Here is a 20,884-nt window from a genome sequence, read left to right on the forward strand (position 1 = left end):
GGACCATAACGACTGACAACGGCACTGAGTTTGCCGCACACCAAATCATCGCAAGGGAACTGGACACGACCGTTTACTTCGCACATCCATACTCGTCATGGGAGAAGGGGGCCATAGAGAACATGAACGGACTCATCAGGCAGTATATACCCAAGAAGACGGATTTCAGGGGAATAACAAAGCAGTATATCAGACACGTGATGGAAAAATTGAACAACAGGCCAAGAAAGAAAAACGGATTTGGGAAGCCTAAAGACCTCATTAAGGAAAGAATTGCCTAACTTTGCACTTGCTTATGGAATCCGCCGTTGGTGCTCCTTGGTTAATAATTATTAAACCGTCAAGTATTCTTCTTGCACCATGCGTGCTGTCTCTCTGTTTTTTAGTACCTTTGCACCCGCTGTTACGAGTTAATGGCATAAAATTCAAACCTCATTTAAAAAGTTAATTAAAAAAATGGCAACAAAAATCAGATTACAGCGCGGCGGTCGCAAGAACTATGCTTACTACAGCATTGTTATCGCCGATGCAAGAGCACCACGTGATGGTAGATTTACTGAGAAGATTGGTACTTACAACCCCAACACCAATCCTGCAAGCGTAGATTTGAATTTCGATCGTGCTCTCTACTGGGTAGAGACAGGCGCTCAGCCCACAGACACAGTGCGCAACATTCTCCAGAAGGAGGGCGTTTACCTGATGAAGCATCTCCGCGGAGGTGTAAAGAAGGGCGCTTTCGACGAAGCTGCATGCCAGCAGAAGTTCGACGCATGGAAGGCCGGCAAGGACCAGAAGCTCAACTCGGTTCGTGAAAACGACGTGAAGAGCAAGAAGGAAGCTGCTGCCAAAGAGCTGGAGGCAGAGAAGAAGGTTAACGAAGCTATCGCTAAGAAGGTGGCAGACAAGAAGGCTGCCGAGGCTGCCGCTAAGGCTGAAGCCGAGGCTGCAAAGGCTGCTGAAGAAGCTCCCGCCGCTGCTCCTGCAGAGGGTGAGGCTGCTCCCGAGGCTGCTGCAGAAACTCCTGCCGAAGCATAATCTTCTTAGATTACACACAGAAGGCGAACTCGAAAGGGTCCGCCTTTTTTCGTTTCCGGCTGAAAGGAAGATGGGCAAGCTGTGGAGCAGGTTTGCAATCTACCCGTATTTCCCTTCCCAAAAGGGCTTGCCGGCCGTGCAATCTATATGCTTCGGGAACTTTCGACACTTGTCACACAATCGTTCGACAAGTGTCGCATTCATGTGCGACAAGTGTCGAAAGTTCCCGAAGGTATGCTTTTAGACCTTTGCCGGTTATTCCACAACCTGCCGGATGGCATCTCCTACGCAGGCGTCGGGCATCTGAATGTGGAGCATGGCGCACACCGTGGGCGCTATGTCAACAATGCGGGTGGGAGCAACGGTGCTGCCGTGCCCAATGCCCCAGCCCATGAAAACCAGTGGTATGTGGCTGTCGTAGGGATTCCACATAGAGTGGTTGGTGCCTTTGTACTGTGGCGTGACGCTGTCTTCCACGTACTCGGGTAGCGTAACGACGTAGATGTCGCCGCTGCGGCGGGCGTTGTAGCCATTGATGATGCGTTCTTTGATGACTTGCGGCATGCTTTCATATTCTGCGTTGCTGAAGTCTACTGCGTACATCACGCGTTCGTCTTGCTTCAGCCATTCTATAGCAGTCCGTTTGATGTCGGCCAGTGCTATCCCCGCCTGGGCTGCCTTGGCATGATTCAGGAATATGCGGTTGGAGTTGGTACCCACAATCAGATTTTTTACTCCATACTGCTGGGCAAGGTATTCGTTGAGCTTTGGGCTCTGGCTGCTGATGCTGTAGCCTCCGGCAGAAATCCGATGATGTTTCAGGAGGTTGGCATTGTGGGCGGCACCGTGGTCGGCCGAGAGAAAGAGCAGATAGTTGTCCTTTCCTATCTTGCTGTCGAGCAGGCTGAGAAAGTGGGCCAGGTCCTTGTCCAACTGCATGTAGGCGTCGTAGTTCTCCTTGCCTCTGGTGCCGTAGGTGTGGCCTATGGCATCGGTAGACGATATGCTTACGGCCAGCAGGTCGGTGATGTCGTCCTGTCCCATCTGCTCTTTCTCCAGTGCCGTTTCGGCCATCTTGAAAGTCAGCGTAATGCCCTGCGTACTCGTTTTAACGTCGGTTCCGGGCTTCTGGCGGTTGACTTTGTTGAAATCTTGTACCCATCGGGGGAGCTGATTCATGTAGAAAGTGCTGCTCACGTAGTGGCCGGCCGAGGTGTCCCACCAGTAGGCGGCGTCGGCAGTGTGGCCTACGGGCAAGATGGCGGCGCGATCCTTGAGTGCTACGCCTATGACCTTAGCCTTGTAGTCGGTGGCTATTTTCAGTTCGTCGCCAATGGTTGAGGCCAGCAGGTTGCGCGGAGACATCTGTCCTTCCTTGCTCCGTGAGCCCACACTGCGTACGGTAGAGTCCTCGCAGCAGTAGGTTGGGCGGCCGTCGATGAAGAAGTTGTTGCCCGTGATGCCCGTAAGAGCAGGCACGGAGCCGGTGTAGATGCTGGAATGACCAATGGCCGTAACCGTGGGAACGTAGTTTATCATGGTGTTCTCGCAGCTGAATCCCTCATTGACGAGGCGCTTCAGCCCTCCTTCTCCAAACTCATTGTAATAATAGTACAGGTAGTCCCACCTCATTTGGTCTACCACCAGACCAACCACTAACTTGGGTCTCTTGATTTGGGATTGGGCAGTCAGCACGGCGCCCGAGAGTATCAGCAGCATAAACAGCTTCTTCAACATGTCGTTTTGTGTCTTAATTAACCTGTCTGCAAAGTTAAGCAAAAGATGTGAGAGCGGGGAATGGAGAGATAATAAAAAGCTATGACAATCGTAACCCGCACATGATATGGCAGGCAGATGCTGACAAAAACGGCCGAAACCGGTGCCAAACTTGGATATGAAGAAATAAATGCGTACTTTTGCAGCAACCCTAACGCAACATAAAATGACTGAAGGATTTAGAGTGAAAAAGTATGACCAGCCCGTGAAGCGGTACGTGGAGACGATGGATTTGAAAGATGAGCCGGAGCTCATCGGCAGATATCGCGATGCGCACAGGCGCGAGAACTTCTGGCCGGAGATAAAGGCCGGCATCAAGGAAGTGGGTATTCTGGAAATGGAAGAATACATCATCGGCTCGCGGGTGGTGATGGTGATTGAGACGTCGCTCGACTTTGACTGGGACAAGGCTATGGAGAAACTGGCCCGCCTGCCGCGCCAGCAGGAGTGGGAAGACTATGTGGCCGTTTTCCAGAAATGCAAGGAGGGCGACACCAGTGCCGGTAAATGGCAGCTGATGGAGCGCATGTTCTATCTGTACGAGGACGGTGGAGAGGCGCGGTAACCCCCGCGCAAGGTGCGCGACGGGCTACTGGGGGCGCAGTTTCTTTATTCTGCGCTTAGCCGCAGGTATGTCGGGGCATAGTTCCAGCGCCTTCTCGTAGTTGCGGATGGCAGCATCCGTAAAGCCTTCGCGCTCGCAGTCTTTGCCCATCGAAACGTATTCTACGGCCAGCCTCTTGAGCATGTCCTCCTTTCGTCGGGCCTCCTCTTTGAGCCGACAGATTTCGTCACGCTGCCTGTTCACGATGTTGAGCTTTCGCCTTAACAGCCGTTTGGCTGCCGGTTTCTCGATATCGTAACGGCTGTGGATGGCGAGAAAGAAGTTGTCGAGCGCCTGCTGCATGTCGCCCTTGTCAAAAGCCTGCACGGCATCGTAGTACTGTTTGTCGGCTTTGCTTTGCTGCAGGGCTGTATTAATAATGTTGAGGTTGTTGTAGTTGCGTGCAAAGTTCTGCACTTCTGCCCTTACGAAGACCTCGTCTCGGCGTATGGGCTCCTGCAGCGTGATGCCACCAAGCGAGGTGCAGCGTGAAAGGGCCACGTAGGTTTGGCCGCCCGCAAAGACTCCACCGGTAAAGTCAATCTTCACGCGGTTGAAGGTGAGGCCCTGACTCTTATGCACCGTGATGGCCCAGGCCAGGCGGATGGGGAACTGGGTGTAATTGCCTATTTCCTCTTCTTCTATTTTCTTCTCCGTTTCGTTGAATGTGTATCGGGTGTTGCTCCATATTTCGCGCTCCACATCATAGTCTTCTCCGCTTTCCGTTCTCACGTAGATAATTCCGTCTTTCTCGTCGCCAAAGCCGATGATGGTTCCCAGTGTGCCGTTAACCCATCGCTTCTCCTTGTCGTTGCGGATAAAGAGAACTTGCGCGCCAGCCTTGAGTTCCAGCTCCATGGGCGTGGGGAGGCTGCTTTCCGGGAACTCTCCTTCTATCCAACCGCGGAACATGGTCTTGTCGCCCGGTAGCTCGTCGAGTTTCTTCTCATTAATGTAATCAACGGTATCGCGCCGGGTAGAGAGGGTGATGGAGAGGTTAGTGGACGACTGGGGTGCGCTGTCGCCTGTTTCTTCAAAACCGGCACCAACCCTTTTGTTGAGCAGCATGAGGTCGGCCGCACTGACCTGCGACGTGCGGATGTGGTCGAGAATGTTGATAAAAGTGGGATCCGATTGCCTGTAGACTTTCTTCAGCTCAATGGAAACGAGCTGCATCTCGCGGAATACGCGGGCATCAAAAAAGAACGCCGACGGGTAGAACGGGTTCAGCAGTTGCCGGTCCTCCTGCTTGAGCACAGGCTCCAGCTGGTAAATGTCGCCCACAAGGAGCAGCTGCTTGCCGCCAAAGGGCTCGCGCATGTTGCGGTTGTAGATGCGCAGAACCTTGTCTATGAAGTCTATGATGTCGGCTCTGACCATGGAAATCTCATCGATGATGATGAGTTCCACCTCTCTCAGGAGCTTTCGCTTCTCGCCGTTGTACTTCAAGGTGTCGCGGATGTTACGGGGCGAATATCTGGAGTCGTTGGGCAGCAGCGGGTGGAAAGGCAACTTGAAGAAGCTGTGCAGGGTAGAGCCTCCGGCATTGATGGCGGCTATACCCGTGGGAGCCAGAATGATGTGCTTCTTCTTTGTGGTTGCTGCTATATAGCGGAGAAAAGTAGATTTACCCGTCCCTGCCTTTCCGGTGAGGAACAGCGAGCGGCGGGTAAACTGGATAATTTGAAGCGCGTTTTGCAACTCAGTGTTACCCAAGTCTATGTTCTGGACTTCTGACTTTGACATTTCCATAGGCAGACAGAGGCAGATTTCCGGGAAACCTGCCTCTGCAATTCGTTAAAGGTCATCGAAGTTGACGACTTCCTCGGTGGGTTTTCGTTTCTCGGTCTTATTCTTTTGTTCGAGCGCCTTTTCGCCTTCTTCCTCTATCTTCTTGATAAAAGGATTGCCATTCTCGTCGAGTACTATCTCCTCGGATGTTGACTGGAGGGTGTCGCGCTTGACTGTATCGCGCCTTACGGGCTGATAGTAGCTGGCACACTGGTACATGTCCTTGGTTATACCCTCATCGTGAGGACGGTCGAACTTGGCATGATAATGCTGGAAAGCAGGGTCGCGGAGAACCGATTGCAGGAAATAGCCGCAGATGGGGAGGGCAGTTCGGCTGCCTTGTCCCAATGCTCCGGTTCTGAAGTGAATGCTCCGGTACTCGCCGCCTACCCATGCGCCTACCACCAACTTGGGACTTACGGCCATGAACCAGGCATCGGAGTGGTTGTTGGAAGTTCCGGTCTTACCGCCAAACTCTGTGTCGCGTGCATCGCCTACATATCCCCACAGGCTCTGGCTGGTTCCTCCCGGCTCGCGCATGCCGCCCTGGAGCATCTGCTGCATCAGGAAGGCGCTCTTGTACGGAATAACCTGCTCGGAAGTTGTTGGGCCAATGTAGACTTCGTTGCCGTCTTTATCCAGAATGCGGGTGATGAGAACCGGTGCGTGGTGCTTGCCGTTATCGGAGATTGTACAGTAAGCATTGGTCATCTCGAGCAGATTGACGTCGCTGGAACCCAGGGCAAGGGAAGGGGCATCGTCGAGTGGACTGCTGATGCCCATCTTGTGAGCTGTCTCGATGATACGTTGGATGCCCATTTCTTGTCCAAGCCTTACGGCCACAGAGTTGATGCTCTTTGCAAAGGCACTCTTTAGTGGTATGGAGTCTCCGGAGAACGAACCATTGGCGTTGGAGGGTGTCCAAGTGGTTGTCTCGTGTTTCTTCTTGTCATATACCTGCATGGAGATGTACTCGTCGCGCCGCTTGTCGCATGGCGTAAGTCCTTGGTTCATGGCTTCGGTATAGACAAAGAGCTTGAAGGTAGAGCCTGGCTGGCGCATTGCCGTAACCTTGTCATATTTCCACGAGCTGAAGTCAATGTCGCCCACCCATGCTTTTACCGCGCCGGTTTGAGGCTCCATGGCTACCATTGCGCAGTGCATGAAATGAACCATGTAACGAATGGAGTCCATGGTCGACAGCTCCATCTCCTTGGTTCCCTTTTCGTAATCAAAGACCTTGACCTTGTGAGGCTGGTTCAGGTGATACAGAATCGAGTCGGGCTGATCGGGGTACTTGGCTTCCAGATATTTGTAAACCGGCTGCCGCTGGGCTATGCCTTCGATGAAGTTGGGTATGACGTTTCCGTTCTCGTCAATCCAGCATTCGCGCTTGTTCCAAGCTCCCCAATGATTCTCGAAGTTTCGCTGCACCTGCTTCATCTGTTTGATGGCAGCAGCTTCAGCGTACTTCTGCATCCGGGTGTCTATGGTGGTGTATATTTTCAGTCCGCTGGAGTAAAGGTCGTATCCTTCGTCCAGGAACCCTTCTTTCTTCAGGTAGTCGGCAATGGCTTCGCGGAAGTAAAGAGCCTGTCCGTCGTAATTTTCCTCGACCTTGAAGTCGAGTTTGATGGGTAGCTGTGACAGCTTGGCATATTGCTCGTTAGACAAGTCGCCGAGTTTAACCATGTTGCTGAGCACGGTATTCCTGCGTTTGAGACTGTTCTCTGGGTTCAAGCGCGGATTATAGAAAGTGGTGGCCTTGAGCATACCTACAAGCACGGCAGCCTGGTCGGTGGTGAGCTGGGCTGGAGTGGTGTTGAAGTAGGTCTTGGCTGCTGTCTTGATACCATACGAGTTGGAACCAAAATCTACCGTATTGGCATACATCGTGAGGATTTCGTTCTTGGTGTACGCGGTTTCGAGTTTGGTGGCGATAATCCATTCCTTGCTCTTTACAATCAAAATCCGCAGTCCGGGAATCTTTCCCAGCAAACCAGTAGAATACTGGCTGCGAACGCGGAACATGTTCTTTGCCAGCTGCTGGGTAATGGTAGAGGCGCCTCGACCGTCGTGACTGAGCAAAGCGTCTTTAGCTGCAGCGAATATTCCGATGGGGTCGATACCCCAGTGATGGTAGAACCTTTCGTCTTCTGTGTCAATGAGAGCTTTGAAGAAGTCGGGGTTTACCTCGTCGTATTTAACTGGCGTGCGGTTCTCGTTGAAGTATTTTCCTATCAACTTGCCGTCTGCACTGTATATCTCTGAAGCCTGACTGGTCTGCGGGTCCATGATACCGGAGAAATAACCGGGGCTCTTACCGAAAAGCCAGAGGAAGTTTACATCGACCATGCCCAGATACAAGAAGAAGGCCACGAGGCATGAAACAAATGCAACAATGGTTTTCTTCCACCAGGGCTTACCTATGTAAAGAGATTTATACCAAGGCCAAAAAGCCTTGATCTTACCCCAGGTCATGCTGAAAAATCTTTTTATCTTGTTCATAATTCACGGATAGGCTCCTGTTGTGGAGTAGTTATTTGGCACAAAAGTACGAAATATAACGGTATCTAAATCGAATTGTCGATATAATTTATAATTTCTTTAATATTGTCGGGATGGAACCATTTGATGCTCGCGTCTTTCTTGAACCAAGTGAGTTGCTTGCGCATGTACTGCCTGGTGTTAGACTGTATCTGCCTGACAGCTTCCTCGCAGGGAATTGAACCATCAAAATAACTGAAGAGTTCGCGATAGCCAACTGTATTCAGGGAGTTGAGCCTTCGGAGTGGATAAACCTTGCGTGCCTCTGTTTCCAATCCTTTTTCCATCATGTCGAGAACACGTGCATTGATGCGTTCATAGAGTTCAGCACGAGCACGGTTAAGCCCAATCTTGATGATTTTGAATGGACGTTCTTTGGTCCTATTCGTTCTGAAGGAAGTATAAGTCTTCCCGGTCATGTGACAGATCTCCAGCGCATGAACAACGCGACGTGGATTATTCTTGTCTACTATCTCCCAATGGACAGGATCCAGTTTCTTAAGTTCTTCACTCAGAGCGGGTAATCCTTCTTCCTTCAAGCGCCGTTTCATCATTTCTCGTATGGCCGGGGCAACAGTCGGTATATCGTCTATGCCTTTACATACAGCATCAATATAAAGCATGGAGCCACCTGCCAGTAACGCCACATTGTTTTGGCAGTAAAGGTGGCCAAGCAGGCTCAAGGTGTCCTGCTCGAACATGGAAGCGCTGTAGTAGTCTTGCAGGTGATGGTTGCCTACAAAAAAATGCTTCACCCGCTGTTGTTGTTCTGGTGTAGGAGCAGCAGTGCCAATGGGCAGTTCTGCGAATATTTGTCTGGAATCCGCATTGATGATTGGCGTATGCAGATGCTCTGCTATCTGCAGGCATAATTCTGTTTTACCCACCCCTGTAGGTCCAAGGACAACAACTAAATAGTTCATCTCATGGAAAGAAAAAGCAACATGCTGGCTCGCTGAAGACGGATACCCGCATACTGCATTTAAATTTATCTGATAATGCCGCGATTGGATGAGCTGACAAAATCAATGATATATTGTATTTCGGGGGTAATTTGCAAGTTGTTCTTAATTTCCTGAATACCTTCTGCCATGATGCCCTTGGAGTAGAGCAGGCGGTAGGCGTTGTGGATGTGGTCTATGAGCTCGTTGCTGAATCCATGACGCCGCAGTCCCACGATGTTTATTCCGGCATAGCGGATGGGATCCTTGCCGGCAATGATGTAGGGCGGAATGTCCTGAGAGAACCTGCTTCCACCTTGTATCATGACGTATCCGCCGATGTGACAGAACTGATGGCACAGTACCGAGGCCGAAATGATGGCATTGCTGTCTACGGTAACTTCACCGGCAAATTTGGTAGAATTGCCGATTATGAGGTTGTCTCCGAAGAAACAGTCGTGTGCTATGTGCATGTTCTCCATGAGCAGGCAGTTGTTTCCAAGCTGCGTAGTGCCTTTGGAGGCAGTTCCGCGCGAAACCGTTACGTTCTCGCGAATGCTGTTGTTGTTGCCTATCTCACAGATAGTATCCTCACCCTTGTATTTCAGGTCTTGGGGTTTGGTGGCTATGCTTGAACCAGGAAAGAACTCGTTGCCATTGCCTATTCTTGCACCGCTGTTGATAGTTACACCATTCTGCATGACATTATTATTGCCAATGACAGTATTGCGGTCAATATAACAGAAAGGACCGATGATGTTATTGTCTCCTATTTGGGCCTCAGGATGTACAAATGCTAACGGGCTAATCTGATTCATGTTACTTGTTATTTACAATTTGAGCAGTAAATGTAGCTTCTGATACTACATGGTCACCAACAAACATATAGCCTTTCATCGAACTGATGCCATGGCGTACGGGGTGTAGAATCTCGACCCTGAAGAGCAGCGTGTCGCCGGGAACTACTTTCTGTCTGAATTTTACGTCGTCTATTTTCAGGAAGTAAGTAGAGCATCGTTCTGGTTCTTCAAGCTGGCTCAGCACGAGCAGGCCTCCGCATTGTGCCATAGCTTCTATCTGGAGTACGCCCGGCATGACGGGTTCTTCGGGGAAGTGCCCCTGGAAGAACGGCTCGTTGGCTGTTACATTCTTGATGCCCACAATGCTGGTTGGCCCCATGGAGATAACCTTGTCAACCAGTTGCATGGGATAGCGATGCGGAAGCAGTTGCCTGATACGGATGTTATCCATGATGGGTTCTTCGTTGGGATCGTAGATTGGGGCCTGGATTTCATGCTTGCGGATTTCCTTGCGCATCAGCCGGGCAAACTTGTTGTTGACCGTGTGGCCCGGTCGGGTTGCGATGATACGCCCCTTGAGCGGGCGCCCAATGAGCGCCATGTCGCCTATGATGTCAAGGAGCTTGTGGCGGGTGCATTCGTTATCCCATATCAAAGGCTTGTGCTGGATGTAGCCAATCTTCGTGGCATCCATGCGGGCAACCTTCAGCACATCGGCAAGTTGGTCGAGTTTGTCCTGGCTAACCTCGCGTTCATAGATAACAATGGCGTTATCCAGGTCGCCGCCTTTGATGAGATTATGTTCCAGCAGCGGAACGATATCCCGTACAAAGACGAAAGTACGGGCCGGTGCTATTTCCTCTGCAAAGTTCTTGATGTCATCAAGTGTAGCAAACTGGCTGCTGATGAACTTGGAATCAAAGGAACACATGGCCGTAATGGAGAACTGCTCATCGGGCAGGATGATGATGCTTGAGCCTGTCGTTTCATCCTTTATCTCTATCTTCTTGCGAATGATGTAATAGTCCTTCTGCGCATTCTGTTCTACTATTCCTACTTCGTTTATCTTGTCAACATACATGGCAGCCGACCCATCGAGGATAGGGAACTCGGGGCCATTTACCTGAATGAGGCAATTGTCTATCCCCATTGCATAGAGGGCTGCCATGCCGTGCTCTATGGTCGATATCTTGATGTTTCCATCGCCAATGGTAGTGCCGCGGTCGGTGGTCAGCACCTTCTCTGCTATTGCATCAATAATGGGCTGGCCATCAACATCTATACGTTGAATCCTGTATCCTGTATTTTCAGGAGCCGGGTTAAATGTAACCGTCAGGTTCAAGCCTGTATGAAGTCCTTTGCCGAAAAGAGAGAAGCTCCCTTTCAGGGTTGTCTGCTTTGCTGTTTCCATTTATTACGTTTTTAGTTTATGGATGAAGTCCTGCTCCGTGAGCTCTTAGTGCCTCTATGGGCAAGATTTCCCTCCATTTGCCATGCAGGCTTTGGTCTCTGTTGCTGTTATTTATGTAAAGCCTTTAGGTTTTCTACTTCTTTTTGGAGTTCGTTCAGTTGCTTGTATATCTCCGGCAGTCTGCGGAAGATGGCCTGCGATTTAAAGTAGGGTTTAGGTTCCATGGGCGGAGTGCCTATCAGCGTCTGGTCGTCCTTTATGTTACCGGGAACGCCCGACTGTGCACCAAGAAACACCTTGTTGCCTATCTTGATGTGTCCGGCTATGCCTACCTGGCCCCCGAACATGCACCATTGGCCCACCTTGGTAGAGCCTGCAATGCCTACCTGGGCGCTCATAACGGTATTCTCGCCAATATCGGTATTGTGGGCTATCTGCACCAGGTTGTCCAGTTTTACGCCTTTGCGCACGTAAGTGCTTCCCATTGTCGACCGGTCGATACAGGTGTTGGCCCCAATCTCCACGTTGTCCTCAATGGTTACTATGCCTATTTGCGGTATCTTGTCATACCCCTCTCCGTTGGGTGCAAATCCGAAGCCATCAGAACCGATGACACTACCCGAGTGGATGGTTACCTGATTGCCCACCACACAACCTTGGTAGATGCTTACATTGGGATAAATGAGGCAGTTCTGCCCGAGCTTTACGTTGTCCATGATGGTTGCGTGCGGGTATATTTGCGAGCCATCGCCTATCTCAGCCCCGTCGCCTATGTAGGCAAATGCGCCAACATACACGTTGTTGCCTATCTTGGCTTTGGGCGAGATGAATGCCAGGGTGTCTATACCTTGCTTCTTGGGCTTGGCGGCTTCGTACATTTGCAGGAGCCTGGCCACGCAGTCGCGTGCATTTTTCACCCTGATGAGCGTTGGCTTTACGGGCTTTTCTATTTCTACAGTTTCATCAACAAGGATTATACTGGATTGTGTTTCGTAGATGTAGTGGGTATATTTGGGGTTGGCGAGGAAAGAAATCGCACCGGGAACTCCTTCTTCGATTTTCGCAAAAGTATGGACAGTAGCATTCTCGTTACCTTCAACTTTCCCCTCAATGAATTGGGCTATTTGTCTTGCAGTAAATTCCATGTTATGTTCAATCTGATTGAATTATTCTGCAAATATAGCAAATATAATTCAGAAACGCTGATAACAAAGGTAATATTTGCGAATTTTTTTTGAAAGCAAAGCTACGTTCAGTATTTCGGAAGCATCCACAATATCCTTGATTGCACCGTCTTTATAAAGGATGGAGATATGGTCGTCGTTGATATCGTACATGTCTTTTTGTATCGTATTGACGCTCATAAAATACCGGGCATCGGCAAGTGAGACTCCTGCTTCGACCGAGAGACGACGGCGCACGTCGTCGAGTTCTTCTTCGGAGTAGGGCGTATCGCGCACTTCTACCTTGAAGAGGCGGCGTTCAACCATGTCGCGAGCGAGCATGGAGAGAATTTTGTCCTCGTTGCCGGCCCACACCTTCAGGCTGCTCCAAATGTCGTTGTCGTCTAATTGCTCGTAGTAGTGCAGCGCGTTCGGATGGGATTGGAAGAACGCTGCATTGACCTCGTTCTCCAGAAAGTAGCGCAGGGCGGGGGGAGCAAACAGGTTCTTGCCCTCCGTAACCAGCTGTTTGGCCCTCAGCAGCAGGTTTACAAGTATCTTCTCACAGGCCACGGCGGTTTTGTGGAGGTACACCTGCCAGTACATCAGGCGGCGTGAAGTGAGGTAATTCTCTATGGAATAGATGCCTTTTGACTCTATTACCAGGCTGTCGTCCACCACATTGAGCATCTTGATGATGCGTGCCGAGCCTATGTTGCCTTCGTTCACGCCCGTGTAGAAGCTGTCCCGGCGCAGGTAGTCGAGCCTGTCCATGTCCAGCTGACTGCTGATGAGCTGGTGGAGGAAGCGCTTCGGGTACTCATCCTTGAATATCATGATGGCCAGGTTGAGCTCTCCGTTCAGCTCCCGGTTTATCTGTTCCATCATCATCAGGGATATTTCCTCGTGCGAGATGCCGCGGATGAGGGTGTTCTCCAGCACGTGCGAGAAGGGGCCGTGCCCGATGTCGTGCATCAGGATGGCAGCCTGTACGGCCTCGGCTTCGCTGTCGAAGATGAATATACCTTTTTGTGTGAGCGACGTAATGGCCTCACTCATCAGGTAGTAGGCGCCCAGCGAGTGCTGGAAACGGGTGTGCTGGGCACCCGGATATACCACCGAGGCCAGCCCCAGCTGCTTGATGCGCGTGAGCCTCTGCATGAGCGGATGCTTGACAAGGCTGAGCAGAAGGCCCTGGGGAATCTTGATGAAGCCGAATACGGGGTCGTTGATGATTTTTGCGTCGTTCACTTGCGTTGTGTTTACAGTTGATTTTGCGTGTGGAGGATGTTCTGCCGCGCAGTTGGTGGCGGCATCTTTGCCCGCGCGGGATGTCGGGGCAGGTTGCAGGAGACCGTCAGCTCGCAGAAAACTCCTTGCCGGCAAGCTGTTTTCCGAGTACTTTTCAGCGAGTTGAAAACAATTAGTTTAATCCGTTGATTATCAATCACTTCTCGTTGGTGGTGCTAACCCGGTTTCTTGGAGGTATGCTTTTAGCTTCTTGAAGGTATCGTTCAAGCGCCTTGATGGGCATCTCCAAGCGGCTTGAACGATACCTCTTTCCTGCCGACGGAAAAAGAACGGCATCGGCGATGGGTATCTTTCGCTCTTTCGGTGGCTTGTTATCTTATCTTTGCCAGCTCCGTAGCCATCTGTTGCTGCAGTTCTTTCGCCCTCTGTGCAGCAATCTCGGCGAAGTCTTCCTCGCTGCCGGCGTAGATAATGCCACGTGAGGAATTGACCAAGAGGCCGCAGTCTTTAATCATTCCATACCGGCACACGTCCTGCAGACTGCCGCCCTGGGCGCCAATGCCGGGAACCAGCAGGAAGTGGTTGGGAGCCACCCGGCGTATGTCTCTGAACATTTCGCCCTGCGTGGCACCTACCACGTACATCATGTTTTCATAGGTTCCCCATTCCTGGCTCTTGCTTATCACCTTCTCGAACAGGCGTTGCCCCTCGCTGTCGGCGGTGAGCTGGAAGTCGTGGCTGCCCTTGTTTGAGGTGAGGGCGAGCAGGATAACCCATTTGTCCTGATAGTCGAGGAAAGGCTGCACGCTGTCTTCGCCCATGTAGGGAGCTACGGTAAGCGCATCTACATCGTAGGTCTCGAAGAACGTGCGGGCATACATTGCAGAGGTGTTCCCGATGTCTCCGCGCTTTGCATCAGCTATGATAAAGTGATGGGGATAGTTCTCCTTGAGATAGCTCACGGTCTTCTCGAAACTGATGAGTCCCTTTACTCCGAATGCCTCATAGAAGGCGAGGTTCGGTTTGTAGCTCACGCAATAGGGCGCCGTAGCATCAATAATCTGCTTGTTGAAGGCGAAGATAGGGTCTTCTTCCTTCAGGATATGTGCAGGAACTTTCTTCAGGTCGGTGTCCAATCCCACACAAAGGAACGATTTCTTAGCGAAAATCTGTTCTACGAGTTGTTGTCTATTCATTTTTTAGATAAGTGTTTAATGAGCAAGAAAACGAAAAACACGAAGCAATACCAGAGCAAGAATACCAGCAAGGCCGCCCAGATACTGGGAGCATATTGTGCATAGAAGATGGCTATGCAACCAATGGCTATGCATAATGCAATTTCCCAATGCTTGGCTTTTACAAAAGGGCGGAAGAATTCTTGTCGTGTCATTTGCTTATTAACTTTTTAACGGCGAGAATGACAAATCTTGAAATAATAAAGGTAATACACCAAATCAAGAAAAACTTCCAAGTTCCGCGATATGGTTCTGCAACACAGAATGCAGGGATGATGGCCACATAGTCAGGCCAATTTCGTTTGATGCTTTTCCAAGTCCACTCTTCCTTTAATTCATTCCAAAATCCCATAACTATGATATGTTTATAGTTCTGCTTCTTTCATGCGCTCAGCATTCTCCGCCACGGTCAGATGGTCTATCATGTCCTGTATGTCTCCGCCGAGGAAGCCCTGCAGGTCGTGCGTAGTGTAACCTATGCGGTGGTCGGTAACACGGCCCTGGGGGAAGTTGTAGGTGCGTATCTTGGCCGAGCGGTCGCCTGTGGAGACCAGACTCTTGCGGCGGTTGGCTATGTCGTCGACATACTTCTGGTGCTCCCTGTCATAAATAAAGGTACGCAGGCGTGAGAGCGCACGCTCCTTGTTCTTGGGCTGGTCGCGTGTTTCGGTACACTCAATGAGAATTTCCTCGGTCTCGCCGGTATTGGGATTCTTCCACGGATAGCGCAGTCGGACGCCTGATTCCACCTTGTTGACATTCTGGCCGCCGGCACCGCTGGAGCGGAAAGTGTCCCACTTGATGTCGCCTTCGTTGATGTTTACCTCGAACTTGTCGGCCTCCGGCAGCACTGCCACTGTGGCCGCGCTGGTGTGCATGCGGCCTTGGGTCTCGGTGGCGGGTACCCGCTGCACGCGGTGAACGCCGCTCTCGTATTTCAGGGTGCCGTACACGTTGTCGCCCGAAACGGCGAAGTCAATCTCCTTAAATCCGCCCACGGCGCCCTCCGAGGCCGAAGTTATGCTCAGGCTCCAGCCTTTGGAGTCGCAGAACTTCTTGTACATGCTGAAGAGATCGCCCGCAAAGAGCGCTGCTTCGTCGCCTCCGGTTCCGGCGCGGATTTCCATCTGCACGTTTTTGGCATCTTCCGGGTCTTTCGGAACCAATGCTATTTTGATTTCTTCTTCCAGCTTTGGCTGCAGCGCCTCATTCTCCGAGAGCTGCTCGCGCGCCATTTCTTTCATGTCGGCATCGGTCTCGTTGGCTATGATGTCTTTGGCTTCCTTGATGGCAGAGAGGCATGTCACGTAGCGTTTGCGGGCATCCATGATGTCGCTCAGGTCTTTGTATTCCTTTGTCAGCTTAACGAAGCGCTGCTGGTCGGCTATGACTTCCGGGTCGGTTATCAGCGTGCTGATTTCTTCAAACCGGCTTTCAAGGCCGTCTAACTTTTCTAATATGCTGTTATTATCCGCCATGTTGTATGGTTTACTGTTTGCTTTGCTTGATTAATAGTTGAATGTTCCGTATTCCGACTCAATGGTCAGGCTGCGCCTGCCTTCCTCTATGCGGCCCACGACCTGGGCATCGATACCGAAGCTCCGGCTTATCTCGATTACCCTTTTGGCTGTCTCGGGGCCGACGTATATCTCCATCCGGTGCCCCATGTTGAACACCTGGTACATCTCTTTCCAGTCGGTATCGCTGCAATCGTGGATGGCCCGGAACAGCGGAGGTACCGGGAACATGTTGTCTTTGATTACTTTGCAGTTCTCGCCAACGAAGTGCAGCACCTTGGTCTGTGCGCCGCCGGTGCAGTGAACCATGCCGTGAATGGTAGGGCGCAGCTCGTCCAGGAGCCTTTTGATGACCGGTGCATAGGTGCGGGTGGGGGAGAGAACCAGCTTGCCGGCAGTGAGCGGGCTGTCTGCTACTTCGTCGGTGAGCTTGTACTTGCCGCTGTACACCAGCTCATCGGGTACGGCATGGTCGTAACTCTCGGGGTATTTATCCTTCAGGTAGTTGGCAAAAACATCGTGGCGCGCGCTGGTCAGTCCGTTGCTTCCCATGCCGCCATTGTATTCATGCTCGTAGGTGGCCTGTCCGGTGGAGCTCAATCCCACGATGACATCGCCCGGACGGATGTTTGCGTTGTTGATAACGTCCTTGCGTTTCATGCGGCAGGTAACGGTGGAATCTACGATGATGGTTCGCACCAGGTCGCCAACGTCGGCTGTCTCGCCACCGGTGGGCCAGATGCCGATGCCCATCCGGCGTAAGGCTGACAACAACTCGTCCGTGCCATTGATAATGGCAGATATCACTTCGCCCGTTACCAGCATCTTGTTGCGCCCGATGGTGCTCGATACAAGAATGTTGTCTACGGCGCCAACGCAAAGTAAATCGTCGGTATTCATCACGATGGCATCCTGCGCAATACCCTTCCACACGCTCAGGTCGCCGGTTTCCTTCCAGTACATGTAGGCCAGCGACGACTTGGTTCCGGCTCCGTCGGCGTGCATGATATTGCAGTATTCGGGGTCACCGCCCAGTATATCGGGTATAATCTTGCAGAAGGCCTGCGGAAAAATGCCCTTGTCTATGTTCTTGATAGCGTTGTGTACGTCTTCTTTGGCGGCGCTGACGCCCCGCATCATATATCTACCTTGATTATTCATGTACTGTTTTCTTGTGTCTGTTTGGGGTTAGAGGTTGTCTTGTTCCTTTCCGTTCCAGAAGTCCCAGCTTGCAAAGGCTTGCAACAAGAGCATCTCCAAGCCGTTCTTAACGGTTGCTCCGTATTTGCGACCCTGCTGCATGAACAGGGTTTCATCAGGATTGTAGATGAGGTCGTAGAGCAGAGTCTTGTCGTCCATGGCCTCATAGGGCAGCATCGGACATTCCTCGAACTTGGGATACATGCCCAGGGGAGTGCAGTTAACGATAACCTTGTATTCCTGCATGTGGGCCGGGGTAAGCTCTTGGTAGGTGAGCATGTCCTTCTTCTTGCTGCGACTCACGAATTTTGTTTCTATTCCCAAGGAACGCAGACCGTAGTTAATGGCCTTTGAGGCGCCACCGGTTCCCAGAATGAGAGCTTTCTTGTGAGCCGGTTCGAGCATGGGTTCTATACTGCGGGTGAACCCGATAACATCGCTGTTGAACCCTTTGAGCAACACTTTCTTGCCCTTGTGGGTAATCCTGATTACATTTACGGCGCCGATGGCTTTGGCCGCGGGGCTTATCGAATCAAGATATCTGATGACCTGCTCCTTGTAGGGAATGGTCACATTGAGGCCTTTGAGATTGGGATAAGAGTCCAAAATCTCTCTTAGGTTCGTGATGTCAGCTATCTCAAAGTTCTCGTACACGGCGTTGATACCTTCGTTCTCAAACTTCTCGTTGAAGTAGCTGATGGAGAACGAGTGGCCCAGCGGATAGCCTATCAGTCCGTATTTGTCCATTGTAGTTAGGTTTATCAATCAGTTGTTTGTTATTTCTCTGCGAAGTACATCGTGCAGATGCCGAAGGTGAGCCGCCTGAACGACGCCTCCCTGAAGCCTGCCTTTCTGAATATCTCCATCATTTGCTCGCCTTGCGGAAACGCTTCTATCGTCGAGGTGAGATAGCTGTAGGCGCTGTTGTCCTTGCTGATGAGCTTTCCATAGATGGGGAGCACTGTGTGCGAATAGATGCGGAAGAGCTGTTTCATGGGGAAACTTACGGGCGTGGTGAGCTCGACAATGCTCAGATGGCCGCCGTTTTTGAGCACCCGACATATCTCCCGGAGTCCTTGGTCGAGGTCCTGAAAGTTGCGGATGCCGAAAGCGGCCGTCACGGCATCAAAGGTTTCGTCCTCAAAAGAGAGGTTCAGGCAGTCTTCCTTCTTGAAAGTGATAACCTTGTCCAGCCCCTCTCGCTTTACTTTCTGCCGTCCGATGTCCATCATTCCTTCCGAGATGTCGGCTCCGATGAGTGATTTAGGGGTGAGCATCCTGGCTGCCAGGATGGCGAAGTCACCCGTTCCGGTCGCAATGTCCAGCAGTGTCTGCGGCCGATAGGGCAGCAGTTGCCGGATGGCTTTCTTGCGCCAGCCTTTGTCGATGTTCCATGACAGCCGGTGATTGAGCGTGTCGTAGGTTGGTGCAATGTTGTCAAACATGCCCGCTACGAGCTTGCTCTTCTCTCCGTTGCCGTCGTACGGCTTTATTTTTTCCTGTTCGTACACTTGCGGTTGCTCTGTGTTTTGGAGTGCGTTATTGGCGTGTGGCAAGATAGCTGGCCACGTTCTGCTCTATTCTTGCAGCGATGTCGCCATCTTCTTCTGCAGCCTTATCAAAGGCCTCGCCCGTTATGTGCTCGTACAACTCAATGTAGCGGTCGCTCACACTCTCAGCATATTCCTCGGTTATCTCTGGCATTGTCTGCCCCGGTTCGTTCATGAAGTTGTGCTCGATGAGCCACTGGCGGACAAATTCCTTGGAGAGTTGCCTCTGCGGTTCGCCGTTGTTGAACTTCTGCTCGTAGCCGTCGGCGTAGAAGTAACGGCTGGAGTCGGGGGTGTGGATTTCGTCTATGAGGTAAATCTTGCCGTCGCGCTTGCCGAATTCGTACTTAGTGTCGACCAGAATGAGCCCACGCTTGGCAGCAATCTCCTGTCCGCGGGCAAACAGCTTGTGCGTGTAGTCTTCCACGACAGCATAATCCTCGGCACTCATCAGCCCCTGGGCAATGATTTCCTCGCGTGAGATATTCATGTCGTGACCTTCGTCCGCCTTGGTTGTTGGTGTGATAATGGGCTCCGGGAAACGCTCGTTCTCGCGCATGCCGTCGGGCAGCTTGACGCCGCAAAGCTCTCGGCAGCCGTCCTTGTAGGCTCTCCAGGCGCTGCCGGTGAGGATGGAGCGGATGATCATCTCCACCCTGAAACCTTCGCACTTGAGTCCTATAGTGACCATTGGGTCGGGCACTGCAAGTTTCCAGTTGGGGCAGATGTCGCTCGTGGCATCCAGAAACTTGGCAGCAATCTGGTTCAAAACCTGCCCTTTGAAAGGAATACCTTTGGGCAGAACAACATCGAACGCCGATATTCTGTCGGTCGCTATCATGACCATCAGGTCGTCATTGATGTTGTAAACGTCGCGAACCTTGCCGTGGTACACACTCTTCTGTCCGTTAAAATGGAAATCAGTACTTGTTAAAGCTCTCATAATTTTGCCTGCCCAGCGCCTTGTCCGGGAAGACAGGGCTCTTGGGTCTCCTTTTTATTAAATGGTTAAACTCACTTTTCCTTTTCTTCTTCGGCTGTTGCAGTTGCCGCGTGTGCGCCCTTTTGTTTTTCCTCCATCCGCTTGTCGTAGGCTTCGTAGGCATTCACGATGCGGGTAACGAGCTTGTGGCGCACAATGTCTTTCTTGTTCATCAGGATGACGGAGATGCCCTCGATGCCCGAGAGTATCTTGAGCGACTCCTTCAGGCCGCTTTTCTGCTCGTGTGGAAGGTCAATCTGCGTCATGTCGCCCGTGATAATCATTTTGGTGTTCCAGCCCATGCGGGTAAGGAACATACGGATTTGGGCGGGGGTTGTATTCTGGGCTTCATCCAGTATAACGACGGCATCACTCAACGTTCGGCCGCGCATGAAGGCCAGCGGCGCTATCTGGATAATGTGCTTCTCCATCATGTCCTGCAGCTTAACGGCGGGTATCATGTCCTCAAGCGCGTCGTAAAGCGGTTGCAGATAGGGGTCTATTTTGTCCTTCATGTCGCCGGGCAGGAAGCCCAGTTTCTCGCCTGCTTCTACGGCGGGGCGGGAGAGGATGATTTTCTTGGCCGTCTTCTCTTTCAGCGCTTTCACGGCAAGAGCTATGCTCAGGTAGGTTTTACCCGTACCGGCTGGCCCCACGGCGAATATCATGTCGCTTTTCTCATAGGCCTCTATCAGCTTCTGCTGGTTCTCCGAGCGGCTCTTGATGGGGCGCCCCGCCGTGCTGTACACCAGTACTCCCTTCACGGCATCGGCCTTGGTCTTGTGCCCCTTGCTGATGTCAAGGATGTCTTCCTCGCTCAGCGAGTTGTATTTCAGTACATGGCGGCGCATGGACTCGATGTCTTCTTCTATCTTGACCATCTCCTCCTCGTCGCCCATCACCTTGATGACGTTGCCGCGGGCCACGATGCGAAGCTTGGGAAACAGCGACTTTATCATCTGCAGATGACTGTTGTTTACACCGTAGAAAACTACGGGGTCAATGTCTTCGAGTATGATATGCTTCTCTATCAAAATCTATTTGTCTGTAAACGCTGCAAAATTACGAAAAGAAAGTGATA

The 20,884-nt window shown here is 51.5% G+C and carries 19 protein-coding genes; 3 read left to right on the forward strand and 16 right to left on the reverse strand.

Annotation, left to right across the window (positions count from 1 at the left end):
• On the forward strand, positions 1–281 hold a 281-nt coding region (locus tag BMW31_RS07125), incomplete at its 5' end, for an IS30 family transposase (RefSeq protein WP_143049170.1).
• A gap of 175 nt (positions 282–456) precedes the next feature.
• A complete protein-coding gene (locus BMW31_RS07130; RefSeq protein ID WP_091823259.1) occupies positions 457–1,035 on the forward strand; it encodes a 30S ribosomal protein S16 in 579 nt (192 codons plus the stop codon).
• 255 nt (positions 1,036–1,290) lie between these two features.
• Here the strand turns inward: BMW31_RS07130 and BMW31_RS07135 are convergent, their stop codons facing one another.
• On the reverse strand, positions 1,291–2,772 hold the full coding sequence (locus BMW31_RS07135; protein WP_091823262.1) for an alkaline phosphatase family protein: 1,482 nt from the start codon (positions 2,770–2,772) through the stop codon (positions 1,291–1,293).
• Between the two features lie 205 nt (positions 2,773–2,977).
• On the opposite strand from BMW31_RS07135, the gene BMW31_RS07140 reads away from it, so the two are divergent.
• A complete protein-coding gene (locus BMW31_RS07140) occupies positions 2,978–3,376 on the forward strand; it encodes an L-rhamnose mutarotase (protein ID WP_091823265.1) in 399 nt (132 codons plus the stop codon).
• 24 nt (positions 3,377–3,400) lie between these two features.
• On the opposite strand, the gene BMW31_RS07145 is transcribed toward BMW31_RS07140, so the two are convergent.
• The 15 genes from BMW31_RS07145 to BMW31_RS07215 form a co-directional block, all read right to left on the reverse strand.
• Positions 3,401–5,167 carry an AAA family ATPase gene (locus BMW31_RS07145; protein WP_410524433.1) on the reverse strand — a complete coding sequence of 589 codons (1,767 nt, stop codon included), beginning with the start codon at positions 5,165–5,167 and terminating at the stop codon, positions 3,401–3,403.
• A 45-nt stretch (positions 5,168–5,212) separates the two neighbouring features.
• Positions 5,213–7,714, reverse strand: a complete 2,502-nt coding sequence (locus tag BMW31_RS07150; protein WP_091823271.1) for a transglycosylase domain-containing protein — start codon at positions 7,712–7,714, stop codon at positions 5,213–5,215.
• A 65-nt stretch (positions 7,715–7,779) separates the two neighbouring features.
• On the reverse strand, positions 7,780–8,676 hold the full coding sequence (miaA, locus tag BMW31_RS07155; protein WP_091823273.1) for a tRNA (adenosine(37)-N6)-dimethylallyltransferase MiaA: 897 nt from the start codon (positions 8,674–8,676) through the stop codon (positions 7,780–7,782).
• Positions 8,677–8,741: 65 nt separating this feature from the next.
• Entirely contained in the window at positions 8,742–9,512 is a 771-nt protein-coding gene (gene lpxA, locus BMW31_RS07160) for an acyl-ACP--UDP-N-acetylglucosamine O-acyltransferase (RefSeq protein ID WP_091823276.1), read from the reverse strand.
• Position 9,513: 1 nt separating this feature from the next.
• Positions 9,514–10,905, reverse strand: coding sequence for a bifunctional UDP-3-O-[3-hydroxymyristoyl] N-acetylglucosamine deacetylase/3-hydroxyacyl-ACP dehydratase (locus BMW31_RS07165; protein ID WP_091823279.1), 1,392 nt, complete (start codon positions 10,903–10,905; stop codon positions 9,514–9,516).
• 107 nt (positions 10,906–11,012) lie between these two features.
• Complete coding sequence (lpxD, locus tag BMW31_RS07170) at positions 11,013–12,050, reverse strand: UDP-3-O-(3-hydroxymyristoyl)glucosamine N-acyltransferase (RefSeq protein WP_091823282.1); 1,038 nt, start codon at positions 12,048–12,050, stop codon at positions 11,013–11,015.
• A gap of 48 nt (positions 12,051–12,098) precedes the next feature.
• A complete protein-coding gene (locus BMW31_RS07175; RefSeq protein ID WP_091823285.1) occupies positions 12,099–13,319 on the reverse strand; it encodes an HD domain-containing protein in 1,221 nt (406 codons plus the stop codon).
• A 371-nt stretch (positions 13,320–13,690) separates the two neighbouring features.
• Positions 13,691–14,515, reverse strand: a complete 825-nt coding sequence (pyrF, locus tag BMW31_RS07180) for an orotidine-5'-phosphate decarboxylase (RefSeq protein WP_091823287.1) — start codon at positions 14,513–14,515, stop codon at positions 13,691–13,693.
• A complete protein-coding gene (locus BMW31_RS13440; protein WP_091823290.1) occupies positions 14,512–14,709 on the reverse strand; it encodes a hypothetical protein in 198 nt (65 codons plus the stop codon). Before BMW31_RS13440 ends, pyrF begins: the two co-directional genes overlap by 4 nt.
• A 210-nt stretch (positions 14,710–14,919) precedes the next feature.
• Positions 14,920–16,032 (reverse strand): peptide chain release factor 1, encoded by a 1,113-nt coding sequence (gene prfA, locus BMW31_RS07190; RefSeq protein ID WP_091823293.1) that lies wholly within the window; start codon positions 16,030–16,032, stop codon positions 14,920–14,922.
• A gap of 30 nt (positions 16,033–16,062) precedes the next feature.
• The gene (locus tag BMW31_RS07195; protein ID WP_091823296.1) at positions 16,063–17,232 is read right to left on the reverse strand and encodes an AIR synthase-related protein; all 1,170 of its coding nucleotides are present in this window, start codon (positions 17,230–17,232) and stop codon (positions 16,063–16,065) included.
• Positions 17,233–17,259: 27 nt separating this feature from the next.
• Positions 17,260–18,018, reverse strand: a complete 759-nt coding sequence (locus BMW31_RS07200) for a shikimate dehydrogenase family protein (RefSeq protein ID WP_091823299.1) — start codon at positions 18,016–18,018, stop codon at positions 17,260–17,262.
• A gap of 29 nt (positions 18,019–18,047) precedes the next feature.
• Positions 18,048–18,782 (reverse strand): bifunctional demethylmenaquinone methyltransferase/2-methoxy-6-polyprenyl-1,4-benzoquinol methylase UbiE, encoded by a 735-nt coding sequence (gene ubiE, locus BMW31_RS07205; RefSeq protein ID WP_091823559.1) that lies wholly within the window; start codon positions 18,780–18,782, stop codon positions 18,048–18,050.
• Between the two features lie 28 nt (positions 18,783–18,810).
• Positions 18,811–19,764 carry a phosphoribosylaminoimidazolesuccinocarboxamide synthase gene (locus tag BMW31_RS07210; protein ID WP_091823302.1) on the reverse strand — a complete coding sequence of 318 codons (954 nt, stop codon included), beginning with the start codon at positions 19,762–19,764 and terminating at the stop codon, positions 18,811–18,813.
• 71 nt (positions 19,765–19,835) lie between these two features.
• The gene (locus tag BMW31_RS07215; protein ID WP_091823305.1) at positions 19,836–20,837 is read right to left on the reverse strand and encodes a PhoH family protein; all 1,002 of its coding nucleotides are present in this window, start codon (positions 20,835–20,837) and stop codon (positions 19,836–19,838) included.
• Positions 20,838–20,884 lie beyond the last annotated feature (47 nt).

Source organism: Prevotella sp. kh1p2 (genome assembly GCF_900111525.1).
GTDB lineage: Bacteria > Bacteroidota > Bacteroidia > Bacteroidales > Bacteroidaceae > Prevotella.